10 protein-coding genes are annotated in these 13,424 nt (G+C 70.7%); 3 read left to right on the plus strand and 7 right to left on the minus strand.

Going from position 1 to position 13,424, the window contains the following annotated elements; translation table 11 throughout:
• From vanA to WBN91_RS28670, 6 genes are all read right to left on the minus strand, one after another.
• Nucleotides 1-1,035: a D-alanine--(R)-lactate ligase gene (vanA, locus tag WBN91_RS28645; protein WP_337727454.1), complete on the minus strand. Its 1,035-nt coding sequence runs from the start codon at nucleotides 1,033-1,035 to the stop codon at nucleotides 1-3.
• On the minus strand, nucleotides 1,028-2,008 hold the full coding sequence (locus WBN91_RS28650; RefSeq protein ID WP_337727455.1) for a D-isomer specific 2-hydroxyacid dehydrogenase family protein: 981 nt from the start codon (nucleotides 2,006-2,008) through the stop codon (nucleotides 1,028-1,030). The genes vanA and WBN91_RS28650 overlap by 8 nt, the downstream gene beginning before the upstream one ends.
• Before the next feature lie 120 nt (nucleotides 2,009-2,128).
• Nucleotides 2,129-3,706 (minus strand): poly(ethylene terephthalate) hydrolase family protein, encoded by a 1,578-nt coding sequence (locus WBN91_RS28655; protein ID WP_337727456.1) that lies wholly within the window; start codon nucleotides 3,704-3,706, stop codon nucleotides 2,129-2,131.
• A gap of 155 nt (nucleotides 3,707-3,861) precedes the next feature.
• Complete coding sequence (locus tag WBN91_RS28660; protein ID WP_337727457.1) at nucleotides 3,862-4,773, minus strand: 3-hydroxyacyl-CoA dehydrogenase family protein; 912 nt, start codon at nucleotides 4,771-4,773, stop codon at nucleotides 3,862-3,864.
• Nucleotides 4,774-4,805: 32 nt separating this feature from the next.
• Complete coding sequence (locus WBN91_RS28665) at nucleotides 4,806-6,593, minus strand: helix-turn-helix domain-containing protein (protein WP_337727458.1); 1,788 nt, start codon at nucleotides 6,591-6,593, stop codon at nucleotides 4,806-4,808.
• A gap of 4 nt (nucleotides 6,594-6,597) precedes the next feature.
• Nucleotides 6,598-7,368 (minus strand): CoA transferase subunit A, encoded by a 771-nt coding sequence (locus tag WBN91_RS28670; RefSeq protein WP_337727459.1) that lies wholly within the window; start codon nucleotides 7,366-7,368, stop codon nucleotides 6,598-6,600.
• A gap of 198 nt (nucleotides 7,369-7,566) precedes the next feature.
• On the opposite strand from WBN91_RS28670, the gene WBN91_RS28675 reads away from it, so the two are divergent.
• From WBN91_RS28675 to WBN91_RS28685, 3 genes are read left to right on the plus strand one after another with little or no spacing between them, the layout of a single operon-like run.
• Nucleotides 7,567-8,886: an MFS transporter gene (locus WBN91_RS28675; protein WP_337727460.1), complete on the plus strand. Its 1,320-nt coding sequence runs from the start codon at nucleotides 7,567-7,569 to the stop codon at nucleotides 8,884-8,886.
• On the plus strand, nucleotides 8,883-9,545 hold the full coding sequence (locus WBN91_RS28680; RefSeq protein ID WP_337727461.1) for a 3-oxoacid CoA-transferase subunit B: 663 nt from the start codon (nucleotides 8,883-8,885) through the stop codon (nucleotides 9,543-9,545). Before WBN91_RS28675 ends, WBN91_RS28680 begins: the two co-directional genes overlap by 4 nt.
• Complete coding sequence (locus tag WBN91_RS28685) at nucleotides 9,542-11,158, plus strand: tannase/feruloyl esterase family alpha/beta hydrolase (protein ID WP_443217820.1); 1,617 nt, start codon at nucleotides 9,542-9,544, stop codon at nucleotides 11,156-11,158. Before WBN91_RS28680 ends, WBN91_RS28685 begins: the two co-directional genes overlap by 4 nt.
• A gap of 6 nt (nucleotides 11,159-11,164) precedes the next feature.
• On the opposite strand, the gene WBN91_RS28690 is transcribed toward WBN91_RS28685, so the two are convergent.
• On the minus strand, nucleotides 11,165-12,940 hold the full coding sequence (locus WBN91_RS28690; RefSeq protein ID WP_337727462.1) for a helix-turn-helix domain-containing protein: 1,776 nt from the start codon (nucleotides 12,938-12,940) through the stop codon (nucleotides 11,165-11,167).
• Nucleotides 12,941-13,424 lie beyond the last annotated feature (484 nt).

Raw genomic sequence — 13,424 nt, forward strand, 5'->3', positions numbered from 1 at the left:
TCATTTCCCCGCCAGCGCCAAGGAGATCAAGCGGTCGACCACCTCGCCGAGCGGCAACCCGGCGGCGGCCATCATCCTCGGGTAACGGCTGTAGGAGGTCATGCCGGGCAGGGTGTTGACCTCGTTGAGGACCAGTGTCCCGTCCTCCTTGAGAAACAGGTCCACCCGCGCCAGCCCTCGGCACCCCAGGGCGCGGTAGATGGCCTTCGCCGTCTCCTGCACCCGCACTCGGGACTCCGCCGGGATGTCGGCGGGCACGATCGCGATCGAGTTCTCGGACCCGGTCTCGGGCGCGTCCTCCTGGTGGATCCGGAAGAAGCCGTGGGACAGGGCGATCCGGTCCACCTCACCGGTGGTCAGGTCCGCGCCGTTGCCCAGGACGGCGCAGCCGACCTCGCTGCCGACCACGGCTTCCTCGATCAACACCTTGGAGTCGTACTGCCTCGCGGCCTCCAGCGCGGCCGGCAGTTCGTCCTCCCGCGTCACCTTGGTGACGCCGAACGACGATCCGGACCGGGCGGGCTTCACGAAGACGGGGTAGGTCAGCCGGTCGGGCTCGACCGACCCGCCCGCCGGAACGGTCCAGAAGTTCGGGGTGGCGATCCCCGCGCCGCGGGTGACGATGTAGGACAGCGACTTGTCCATGCACAGCGCGGAACTCTGGATGTCGCAGCCCGCGTAGGGGATGCCGGACAGCTCCAGCAGGCCCTGCATCGCGCCGTCCTCGCCGAGCTTGCCGTGCAGGACCGGCAGCACCACGTCCAGCCGGATCGTGTCGTACTTCCCCTCGTCCAGCACGAGCAGCCCGTGGACGCTCCGGTCCGGCGACAGCACGACCGGGTGGCCGCCGCCGTTGTCCCAGTCGGTGTCGGGGCCGTCGCAGAGCCGCCACTCGCCGCTCCTGGTCACCCCGATCCAGAACGGCGCGTACTTCTCGGTGTCCAGGTTCTGCGCGACCTCTCGCGCCGATTTGACCGAGACGGGGTGCTCCTCGGAACTTCCCCCGAAGATGATTCCGACGTTCAACCTAGCCATGCTTCCCGCTTTCGAAGTTCACGCAGTTGACGAGACTGTTTTCCACGGTGTCGCGCAGGGCGTGGTCCGTGTAGTAGGCGGTGTGCGGACTGATCACGACGTTCGGCAGTTCTTGCAGCCGCAGCAGGTTCTTGCTCTCGATCGGTTTGTCCCGCAGATCGGCGTAGAACACCCCTTCCTCCCCTTCGAGGACGTCCAACGCCGCGCCGCCCAGCTTTCCGCTCTCCAACGCCGACACGAGTGCATCGGTGTCGAGAAGTGCGCCCCGTCCGGTGTTGACGATGAATGTGCCGGGCTTCATCCGGTCGATGCGCCGCTCGTCGAGGAGGTGGTGAGTTTCCGCGCTCAGCGGTGTGTGGAGGGTGATGATGTCGCTCTGCTCGACGAGCGTGTCGAGCGGAACGTGATCCGCGGCGGCCGTGGGGCGGATGTCGTAGGCCAGCGTTCGGCAACCGAAACCCCGCAGCCGGTCCAGGACCGCCGTGCCGATGCGGCCCGTCCCGACCACGCCGACGGTCAGGTCGCGCAGCTCCCTGCCGCGCGGGTCGGTCAGCCGGTAGTCGTGCACATCGGCCCGGCGGATGATCGATTTCGCGTTCCGCACCGCCATCAACATCAGCATCAACGTGTAATCGGCGACGCTGTCGGGCGAATAGGCGACATTCCCCACGGAAATGCCGAGGCTCGCCGCGTGGCGCACGTCGATGTGGTTGAAACCGACGCTCCTGGTGGAGATGTACCTGACACCGACCCGGCGGAGCGCAAGCAGGGTGGAGTTCGTGATCCGGGTTTTGTGGCCCACGCTGACGCACCGGTTCCCGAGTGCCAGTTCGGCGTTCTCCTCGGACGCCGGCGCGTCGGTGATGATCGGTCGCACACCGAAACGCGGCGCCAGCTCCCGGAACAGAACAGCCTCGTCCTGATCGCACCCGTAGATGGTGACCGCTGTTCGTGCTGGTTCGCTGCCGGTCATGCCGCCCATTCAAGACAGCGCGGTGTTGCCGGCGCGTATGCGGATTTCGATATGCCGACAATATGTTCCGACAGGAGGAGGCGGGGCTCCCAGGGGAACCCCGCCTCCTCGGTGCCGGGCTCAGGCGGGGACGGCCTGGGCCAGGGCGTTGCGTTGGAAGACCGACCAGAACGTCGAGGTGCAGTAGGTGCAGTTCGGGCCGAAGAACAGGCCGCGGGCCTGTTGGTCCTGCATCAGGTGCAGGCGGAACCACGCGGTGATGGTGCCGTGCAGGTCGGGGATCCCGTAGTGGTCCGCGCCGCGCTGCTCGGCGTAGATGGCGGGGACCTGGGTGGCCTGGTTGTAGGTGTTGCGGACGGTGGTGGGCGAGACGATGGTGTCGTTCTGACCGGCGATGAACAGCGCGGGACCGCGCAGGCGGCTGGCGCTGCTGAACGCGAGCGGGTAGATCGGGGCGATGGTGTCGACCCGGGCGTCGGCCCCGGCGTCGACCGCCGCGCCGCCGCCGAAGGAGTGGCCGGTCGCGCCGACGTCGGACAGGTCGACCTTGCCCTGGAACGGGCTGCCGGCGCGGGAGTTCTCCAGGGTCAGGTAGTCCAGGCCTTGCAGCATGGCGTAGCCGGTGCCGGTGTTGCCCTCGGCCGCGGCGACGATGAAGCCGTGTGAGGCGAGGTGGTTGAGCAGCGGCATGTACCGGCCTAGGCCGGAGCGGGCGCCGTTGTTCCACAGCACGACCGGGTGCGTGGTGCAGCCGAGCGTGCCCAGCGCGACCGGGCGGACGACGGTGGTGCCACGCCCGTTGGAGGCCGAGGTCACCGCGAACGGGCCGGTGGCGGCCCACTGGCCGTTGACCGACGCGCACGGCGAGGTGGGCGGGGTGGTCGTGGTCGTGGTGGAGCTGCTCGTGGTGGTCGGTGCGGTCGTGGTCGTCGTGGGCCTGTTCTCGTGCTCGATGATGATGTTCTTGATCTGGTTGAAGACGCCCGGGTCGCTGGGGAAGCTCCCGTGACCGATGCAGCTCGGGGTCTGGAGGTTGGTGGCCCCGGCCAGTTCGGCCGACGTGCTGGGGTTGACGTTCCAGTCGCAGGAGGAGCGCTGGGTGGTGTAGCGGGCGGCGGGGGAGCCGGGGACCTCGGTGCCGGAGTTCAGGTCGGCCAGCCACGGCGAGCCGATGGCGAACTGCCGGCAGGAGACGTAGGTGTTCTGGCACATCGAGGCCGTGGTGGTGCCGTGGTGCGGCCCGGCCATCGAGAAGTACAGCGACACCTTCTCCTGCGCGCCGGGCACGCGCTTGAGGTAGGAGCGGGCGGCCAGCGTGGAGGCCGACCAGGTCACCAGGACGACCTTGCGGGCGCCGGTCCGGGCCAGCACGCTGTCCACCTTCAGCCCGATCTCCTGCCCGGCGCGGGTCAGGTCGCCGGTCATGCGCGTGCTGTCGGTCCACGTGTCGACGCGGTCCGACCGCCACCCGGCGGCGACGAAGTTGCTCTTCATCGGCTCCATGTTCGCCGTGGTGCCGGTCATGCCCGGGATGATGATCACCGGGTCGTGCTCGACCGCCGCGGTGCCGACCAGGTCGGCCCGTGCCTGGGGCGACACCCCGACCAGCGTCACCGCGGCAGCCGCCACGGCGGTCAGCACCGCGAGCAGTGCCGCGCTCCGGCCGCGGAGGACCGCGCGGACTTGTGTTGTGGACATGGGAAAGCCTCCTGGCAGGGATGGGTGCAGGATTTCGGCAAGTGACTCGGATCACGCCGCAACACCGATGTTACGAACGTGAAATCGCCACGACCATGTGCACGTCCACACCATCGAACGGTGGAGGGTGTGGCCGGGGACACCCTCCACTGTGGTCACCCCGCCGGGAGGTTGCGGCGGATGCCGGCGATCAGGCGGCCGGCCACGTCGGCGCCGTCGCGGTCGGTCCAGGTGAGCAGGCCCTGGCCGGTGGTCCGGCCGCGGTGGCCGTCGGTGAGCAGCTTGTCCAGCGCGGGGAACGATTCCGTGGCGGTGGACAGGTGGGGCGCCAGGTTGGCCAGGATCGAGCGGGTGAGGTCGAGTCCGATGTGGTCGGCGTTCTCCATCGGGCCGACGGCCGCCAGGCGCAGGCCGAAACTGGCGCGCACCACCGCGTCGATGGTCCGGGCGTCGCACACGCCTTCGTCGAGCAGGTGGAGGGCTTCGCGCACCAGGGCGAACTGGAGGCGGTTGCCGATGAAGCCGGGGACGTCGCGGTGCAGGCGGACCGCCGTCTTGCCCACGGACAGGACCAGCTCCTCGGCGGCCTCGACCAGCCGGGGGTCCGTCGCGGCGCCGGGGGCGATCTCCACCAGCGGGACGAGGTGGGCCGGGTTCCACCAGTGCACGCCCACTAGGCGCTCCGGGTGCCGCATGCCGCCGGCGATCTCGGTGATGGACAGCACCGACGTGTTCGACCAGATCGGGGTGTGCGCGGGCACGGTCGCCTCGACCGCCGCCATCACCTCGTGCTTGACGCTCATGCGTTCGGGCACCGCCTCCACCACGACGTCGGCCTGGTGCAGGGCGGCGTCCAGGTCGGGTACGGCGCTGATGAGGTCCTGCGCGGCCATGCGCGCCGCTTCGGGGGTCCCGCTCAGCTCCAGCGCCCTCTCGACCCGGTCGTGCAGGTCGCCCAGCACGTCCGGGTCCGGGTCGTGGAGTCGCGTGTGGTGTCCGGCTTGAGCGAGGGCGGCGGCGATGCCGTGTCCCATGAGCCCCGCACCGACGATGCCGAATAGCGCCATGAATGGTCCCTTGTGTTCGAAGGTGGACGGTGTCACGTCGCCCGCAGCGCGTGCAGGCGCAGCGCGAGTTGGATCTCCAGGACCCGCTCGGGGGACTGCCAGTCCGGCCCGAGCAGCTTGCCGACGCGGTCCAGGCGTTGGGCCACGGTGTTGACGTGGACGTGCAGGGCGTCCTTGGCGCGCGACGGGTTGCCGCCCGTCGCGAAGTAGGCCTCCAGCGTGCGGAGGAGCTCGGTGCCGCGTTCGCGGTCGTAGTCGAAGACCGGGCCGAGGGTGCGGCGGATGAACGTCGAGTGCTCGCCGTGGTCGGCGAGCAGCAGGCCGATGAAGCCCAGGTCGGCCATCGAGGCGCCGGTGCCCTCGCGGCCCAGGCGCAGCAGGGCGCGCAGGCACCGGCTCGCCTCGGCGTGGGCGCGGGCGAGGTCGGCGGGTCCGCGGGCCGGTCCGGCCGCCGCGACGGTGACCGGGCACCCCGTCGCCGCGCCCAGTGCCGCCGAGACGCGGGCGGCCAGGGCGCCGGGGTGGCCGTCGGGGACCAGCAGCACCACCTGCTCGGCGTGGATGCCGATCAGCGTGGCGTGCTGAGCGGCGGCGCCGGCCAGGCGGCGGCGCGGGATGGCGGTGGCGTGGGCGATGAGGACGGCGTGCGGCGCGGTGAGGTCCACGCCGAGGCGTTGTGCGCGGTCGACCAGGGCGGAGGGGTTGCGGTCGGGTGCGGTGAGCAGGTCGGTGAGCAGTTCGCCGCGCACCTCGTCCTCGGCCTTGGCCACCGAGCGCCGCAGCAGCAGGAGCAGCGCGGTGACGACGGCGGCGCGTTCGAACAGGCGGCGGTCGGCGTCGACGAGGTCGCCGGTGTCGGCGCTGCGCACGATGCTGCCCAGCAGTTCCGGCCCGGCCTGCACGGCGCAGACCCAGCCGTCCGGGGTGGACAGCGCTCGGCCGGAGTGGTGGGAGGCGGCGACGTCGTGCGGGTCCGGGGCCTCGGTCGGTGGTCCGACGTGGGTCAGTTCGACGCCGTCGGCGGTGTACACGCCGATGCCGCCGCCCAGCGTGCCGGCCATCGCGGCGGCGACGGCGGAGAGGTCCCCGCCGCGCAGCACGAGGTCCATCAGCTTGTCGTGGGCTTCCTCGGCGCGTTCCACGGCCTGGCTGTGGGCGCTGATCTCGGCCAGCAGCCGGGCGTTGTCCAGCGCGACGGCGGCGTGGTCGGCCAGCGACGACAGCAGGGCGATCTCGTCGGGCGTGAAGTCCCGGGGTGTGCGTTCGGCCGCGTACAGGACGCCGATGACGTTGTGCCCCACCGTGAGCGGCACCGCGAGCAGCGCTGTCAACCCCTCGTCCCGGACCGCGGCGTCCACGGGCTCGCTGTGGTGGAACCGGTCGTCGGTGAGGTAGTCCGGGGTCGCGTACGGGCGGGCGGTCTGCGCGACCAGACCGCCCAGACCGATCCCCATCCGCATCCGGACCCGGGGGAACAGTTCCGACACCGAGCCGTCGGTGACGCGCATCGAGGTGGTCTCGGTGACCGGGTCGTTGAACGTCAGGTAGGACAGCTCGACGCCCAGCAGGCGGCGGGCCCGGCGCACGATGGACCGCAGCACCTCGTCCGGGTCGCGCAGCCGGGCCAGGTCGCCCGCGGTGTCGAACAGGGCCCCCAGCTCGGCCTCCCGCCGCCGGTGGCCGCGCAGGGTGGTGTTGACGCGCAGCGCCAGCTCGACCGCCGGACCCGCGCCCGGGTCGTCCACGGCGACCAGCGCCAACTCCTCGCTGCGCGCGCCCCCGGCGAGCAGCTCCAGCAGGCGGAAGGCGACGTCGTCCACCACCTCACCCCGTCTTGGGCCGGACCGTGCGCCGCTCGATCCGCTTGTCGACGTCGGCCCCCACGTGCACGACCCGTTGGACGAACACACCGGGCAGGTGCACCTCGTCGGGGTCCAGTTCGCCGGGCTCCAGGAGTTCCTCGACCTCGGCGATGGTGATCCGCCCGGCCATCGCGCACAACGGGTTGAAGTTGCGCGCCGACCGGTGGAACACCAGGTTGCCGTGCCGGTCCCCGCGCGCGGCGTGCACCAGGGCGTAGTCGCAGGTGATGGCCCGCTCCAGGACGAACGGGCGCGGCTCGCCGCCGACGTCGAAGTGCCGGACCTCCTTGGCCGGGGTGGTCTTCTCGACCCGGCCGTCGGGGGAGTGGCGCAGGGGCACCCCGCCCTCGGCGACCTGGGTGCCCACCCCGGTGGCGGTGTAGAACGCGGGGATGCCGGCCCCGCCCGCGCGCAGCCGCTCGGCCAGGGTGCCCTGCGGCACCAGCTCGACCTCCAGCTCCCCGGCGAGGAACTGGCGGGCGAACTCCTTGTTCTCCCCGACGTAGGAGCTGGTCATCCGCGCGATGCGGTGGTCGGCGAGCAGGACCCCCAGCCCGAAGTCGTCCACCCCGCAGTTGTTGGACACGACGTCCAGCCCGGTGGTGCCGCGCGCGTGCAGCGCCCGGACCAGCTCCACGGGGATGCCGCACAGGCCGAACCCGCCCACCGCCAGGCTCGCCCCGTCGGGGATGTCGGCCACCGCCGCCGCGGCCGTCGAAACCAGCTTGTCCATCCTGTCCCTTCCGCCGATGTCGTGCGGGACAACAGTGGGCGAACTCCCGTCCGGCCGACAATGTGGCCGCACACATGCGCGGCGCGGTTTTTGCGTGGCCGGCCACATTGGGCGGCACCGGACACCGACCTAGCGTTGCGCCGTGCACACCGCCGGCCGGTGACGTTTCCCCGGCAAGGCAAGACAAAGGAGTCCCTGATGAGCACAGCCGCCGCCGCGCCGCCGACCCGCATGGGTCGGGTGGTGGCCGCGAGCCTGGTCGGCACCGCCGTGGAGTGGTACGACTTCTTCCTCTACGGCTCGGCCGCCGCCCTGGTGTTCAACAAGTTGTTCTTCCCGCAGAGCGATCCGCTCGTGGGCACCATGCTGGCCTTCCTCACCTACGCGCTCGGGTTCGTCGCGCGGCCGTTGGGCGGCTTGGTGTTCGGGCACTTCGGTGACCGGGTGGGCCGCAAGAAACTGCTCATGGTCAGCCTGGTGACGATGGGCGTGGCCACCGCGGCGATCGGCCTGCTGCCCACGTACGCCTCGGTCGGCGTGTGGGCGGCGGTGATGTTGACGGTCCTGCGGCTGGTGCAGGGCTTCGCCATCGGCGGCGAGTGGGGCGGCGCGGTGCTGTTGGTCACCGAGCACGGGTCACCGCGGTGGCGCGGTTTCTGGGCCAGCTGGCCGCAGGCCGGTGTCCCGGTGGGCAACCTGCTGGCCACCGCGGTGCTCGCGCTGCTGGCGGCGACCATGCCCGACGAGGCCTTCCTGGACTGGGGCTGGAGGGTGCCGTTCCTGGTGTCGGCGGTGCTGATCGGGTTGGGCTACTGGATTCGATCGTCCATTGAGGACGCTCCGGTGTTCACCGAGGCCCGCGACCGTGCCCAGGCTGCGGAGGGGGCGACGCGCAGGGCTCCGGCGTTGGAGGCGTTGCGGCGTCACCCCAAGCAGATCGCGGTGTGCATCTCGGCGCGGATGGTGGAGAACATCTCCTACTACATCATCACCGCGTTCGTGCTCACCTACGTCACCACGTACCTCAAGCTGGACAAAGCGTTGGTGCTCAACGCCTTGCTGCTGGCCAACGTCGTCCACCTCGTCGCCATCCCCGCCTTCGGCGCGCTGTCCGACCGGATCGGCCGCAGGCCGGTCTACCTCGCCGGCACCATCGGCATGGGGGCGTGGGCGTTGCTGTTCTTCCCGCTGCTGGACACCCGTGACGGGTGGCTGCTCACCCTCGCCGTGGTCGGCGGGCTCATCGCCCACGCCGCCATGTACGGGCCGCAGGCCGCGTTCTTCGCCGAGCAGTTCGACACCGAGGTCCGCTACTCCGGCACCTCCATCGGCTACCAGGTCACGTCGATCATCGCGGGTTCCCTGGCCCCGCTGATCGCCACCGCGCTGCTGTCCCGCTACGGCAACCCCACGCCCATCACGATCTACGTCGTGGTGGCGGCCGTCATCTCCACCGCCGGGGTGCTCGCCGCCAAGGAAACCCGTCACCGCGACCTGGCCGAGGTGTCCACCCGATGAACCTGACCCGCGCCCAGATGGCCGCCCGAGCCGCTCGTGAACTGCCCGATGGCGGTTACGTCAACCTCGGCATCGGCCTGCCCACGCTGATCGCCGACCACCTCCCCGAGGACAAGCACGTCGTGCTGCACTCGGAGAACGGCATCCTCGGCGTCGGCCCGTACCCCGTCGACGGCCAGGAAGACCCTGACCTGATCAACGCCGGGAAGGAGACCGTCACCGTCGCACCCGGCGCGTCCTTCTTCGACTCGGCGTTGTCCTTCGCCATGATCCGCGGCGGCCACATCGATGTGGCCGTGCTCGGCGCCATGCAGGTCTCCACCGAAGGCGACCTGGCGAACTGGATGATCCCCGGCGCGATGGTCAAGGGCATGGGCGGGGCGATGGACCTCGTCCACGGCGCACGGAAGGTCATCGTGCTCATGGAACACACCACCCGGGACGGCGCGGCGAAGATCGTGAACTCGTGCACGCTGCCCACCACCGGTCGGCGGGTGGTGCACCAGGTGATCACGGACCTGGCGGTCCTCGACGTCACCCCGGACGGTCTCGTGCTGCGCGAACTGGCCCCCGGCGTCACGGTCGAGGACGTGCGGGCCGCCACCGAGCCCGACCTGCTCGTGCCCGCGACGATCGTCCAGGCGAAGGAGGCATCGTGAGAACTCTAGGCGTTGTGGTGGCGGTGGTGGGTGGGGTGTTGGTCGCCCCACCGGCCGTGGCGACGACCGGTCAGGTGGACTGCGCCGGGTTGACCGGCACGGCGATCCCGGCCGCGGTGATCGGACTGCCGACTTCGGGCGGCGAGGTCACCGCGACCCAGCTCCTCGGGGACGGTCCGACCGCGCACTGCCGGGTGGACGCCGCGCTGCACCCGGTCGACCCGGCCGCGCCGGACATCCTCCTGCGGGTCGCGCTGCCGACGCGGTGGAACCACAAGACGATGATGTTCGGCGGTGGCGGGTACGACGGCACGATCCCCGACATCGCGGGCAACGTCCCCTACGGCCCCGCCGACCGCCCCACCCCGCTGGCCCGCGGGTACGCGACGTTCGCGAGCGACTCCGGCCACCAGGCCGCGCCCGACTTCACCCCGACCCGGTCCCTGGACGGCTCGTTCGCGGTCAACGACGAGGCGTTGCGCAACTTCGCCGGCGACGCCCTGAAGAAGACCCGCGACGCCGCGCTGTTCCTGGTCGGCAAGCACTACGGGAGACAGCCGGTGCACCGGTTCTTCGCCGGCGGCTCCAGCGGCGGCCGGGAGGCGCTGGCGGTCGCGCAGCGCTGGCCCACCGACTTCGACGGCGTGATCTCGGCCTACCCGGCGTGGAACGCGGCCAGCCTGGACCTGTTCTTCGGCTACCAGGCGCGGCTGCTGGCCGAGCCGGGCGCGTTTCCGGGACCGGCCGAGCAGGCGTTGCTGTACCGGTCGGTAGTGCAGGCGTGCGACGGCCGTGACGGTGTCCGCGACGGCGTGATCTCCGATGAGGCCGGGTGCCGGTTCGACCCGCGGTCGCTGCGCTGCCCCGACGGCGTGAACCCCGGCGACACGTGCCTGTCCGACGCGCAGATCCGGGCCGTGCGGGCGCTGTCGGAACCGTTGCGGTGGGACTACCCGATCGGCAGCGGCGAGCGCGGCTACCCCGGTTTCCCGTTCCTGTCCGGCGCGGACATGACCACACCGCTGCTGGGCCTGGGCACCCACGCGCCCGCCAACCCGATGCCCAAGACGGCCGGGTACGGCGTGCAGTTCTGGGAGCAGTGGGTGAAGCACTTCGTCACCCGCGACCCGGGCTACGACTCGTTGTCCCTGGACCCGCGCGCCCCCGGCAAGTGGCAGCAGCGCATCAGCGAGTTGACGCGGTTGCAGGACGTCAACGACCCCGACCTGCGCCCGTTCGCGGCCTCCGGCGGCAAGCTGCTGATGGTGCACGGCACCGCCGACGAACTGGTCAGCCACCGGTCCGCTGTGGACTACTTCCGGCGCGTGGAGGAAGCGGTGGGCAAGGGCACGACCCAGCGGTTCGCCCGCCTCTACCTGGTGCCCGGCGCCAACCACGTCAACGTCGACGCGGCCTTCGCGGCCGGCTGGGACTCGGTGACGGCGCTGGAGCAGTGGGTGGAACGCCACCGCCCGCCGGTCGGCCAGGTGGTGACCGACAAGAACCCCTCGGCGGCCGGCCGCACCCGCCCGCTGTGCCAGTACCCGACCTGGCCCCGGTACCTCGGGGTGGGCGACCCGAACTCCGCGCGCAGCTACTTCTGCACCCGGTAGGCGCGGTCAGCGCACGAGCTCCGGCCGGCTGATCCTGAGCAGCCGCAACGCGATCTGCACCTCCAGCAGCCGGTCGGGCTCCCGCCACGACTCGCCCAGCAGCTGCCCGATCCGGGACAGCCGCTGGGCGATCGTGTTGGCGTGCAGGTGCAGTTCCTGCGCCGTGGTGGACATGTTCTGGCCGCTCGCGCAGAACGCGCCCAACGTGCGCACCAGGTCCGCGCCGCGCGTCTCGTCGTAGTCGATCAGACAGCCCAGCACCGAGTCGACGAACGACCCCAGGTCCCGCCTGCTGCCGAACAACACACCCACCGCGCCCAACTCGGCGGCGTCGGCCCCTTCCCCGGCACGGCCCAACGCGAGCATGGCCTGTGCGCAGTCCGCCGCTTCCCGATAGGCCTCGCCGATGTCCTCGACACACTCCGCCGCCGCCGCGCCCGCGGTCACCGGCCGCGTCGCCGTGGACAGCTCACGACTCACCATCCGCGCTTGCGGCCCGGGATCGGTGCCCGGCAGCAACAGCACCACCTCGTCCTTGCGGCACGTCGCCAGCCCACCGCCACGGCGTGCCAGAGCCGCAGCGGCGGCGTGGTAGCGATCGCGCCGGCCACCGCAGACCTTGGCCACCACGACGACGTGCTTGGCGTCGAGGTCCACACCCAGCAGCGAGGCACGGTGGCGCAGCAGGTCGTCCCGACGCGGCGACGGGGACAGCAGGTCCTCCAGCAGCTCACCGCGCACCTGGGCCTCGGTCTCGGCCATGCGCTGCCGGGTGACCAACACGAGCGAGGCCACCAACGCCGTCGCCTCCAACGTCCGCCGATCGATGTCCCCGACCGCGCTGGCACCCACAAGCACCATCGTCCCGAGGTAATCCGACTCGGTGATCATCGGCACCGCACACGTAGTCCCCGCCACCACCGTGCACCCCGCCTCACGCGCCCCTCGCGCAACCGCCCCCAGATCAACGTCCTCCACTCCGGCGTCATCCCCAGCGCGGGTCACCACGACCCCGTCCCGGTTAACCAGCACCACGCCCCCAACCCCGACCGAGTTGGCGGCAGCCTGCACCACGTCCTCGACCCCTTTACCGTCGAGAACCAGCCGGGTCAGCCTCTCGTGCACCGCCGCACTGCGCTCTAGATCCTCGGCATGAGACCGGATGGTCGCATTGGCCACCCGCAACTCATCCGCCGCCGCCCGCGCCTCACCCAACAACCGACTGTTGTCGATAGCCACAGCCGCGTGCGCGGCAAGCATGGACAACGCATTGACGTCCCGCCCACTGAACGTGCGCTGCTCCCGATGCGCAGCCAACAACACCCCAATGACATGCCGGCCAAGCACCACGGGAACCCCCAACAAGGACACCATCTTCTCCGCCCGCACCGTGCGATCGATCTCGGCGGTGTGGATGATCGACTTGTCCTCGTGGTAGGACAACACGCTGTAGGGCGCCCCAGTCCGAGCCACCATGCCACCCACCCCAGCGCCACTGGGCAACCGCAATTCCCGCAGCCGACCAGAAATGTTCCCCGAGGCGGCCTTGATGTAGCTGTCCCCCCGATCCCGGTCGCTCAAGCTGATGTAGGCAAGGTCGCAGTCCAGCAGACGACGAGCCCGATCGGAGATGGCCTGAAGAACAGCGTCAAGGTCATGCAGCGCGGCCAGGTCATGAGCGGTGTCGTTGAGCAACTGCAACTCAGCCTGATGCCGCCGATGCCCAATCAAAATCTCCCGAACCCGCAACGCCAACGCCCGCTCCCGCTCCAACTCCGCCACCCGTTCAGGCGAAGCCCCCTCAGCACGGGCCCGAGCCAACGGCTCATCAAAGTCGGCGACATCACTCTCAGACGCCAACAACAACTCCAGAAACGAAGCAATCCCCACCACGGCTTCCTCCACCGACACCATCGTCGAGTCGCGCCAAGCCGCGGCTCACGCTAGGCACCCTCCAGGCCCAGAGACCATGTGGACACCCACACACATCCCAGCCCTTCCATGTACCCCCAAGACACATTCCACGACCCTCCCTTCACAACCGCAACCCAAACCCCACCCTCCGCCCACACCCACACCCACACCCCGCCCACCGCCCACACCCCGCCTTCCGCACGCCCCCACCCTCCACCCACCGCCCGCCCACCCCACCGCGTGCTCTTCGGCGCGCAGCGCCGGTCCTTCGGCGGAGCCGGCGAGCGGGCAGTCCGCCGGGGAGGACACAACTCAACTTGGGCTTCTTGCTTGTGTCATCCCCGTATGGCCT

This window comes from Saccharothrix sp. CCNWYY140, from assembly GCF_037401995.1.
In the GTDB taxonomy this organism is placed as follows: domain Bacteria; phylum Actinomycetota; class Actinomycetes; order Mycobacteriales; family Pseudonocardiaceae; genus Actinosynnema.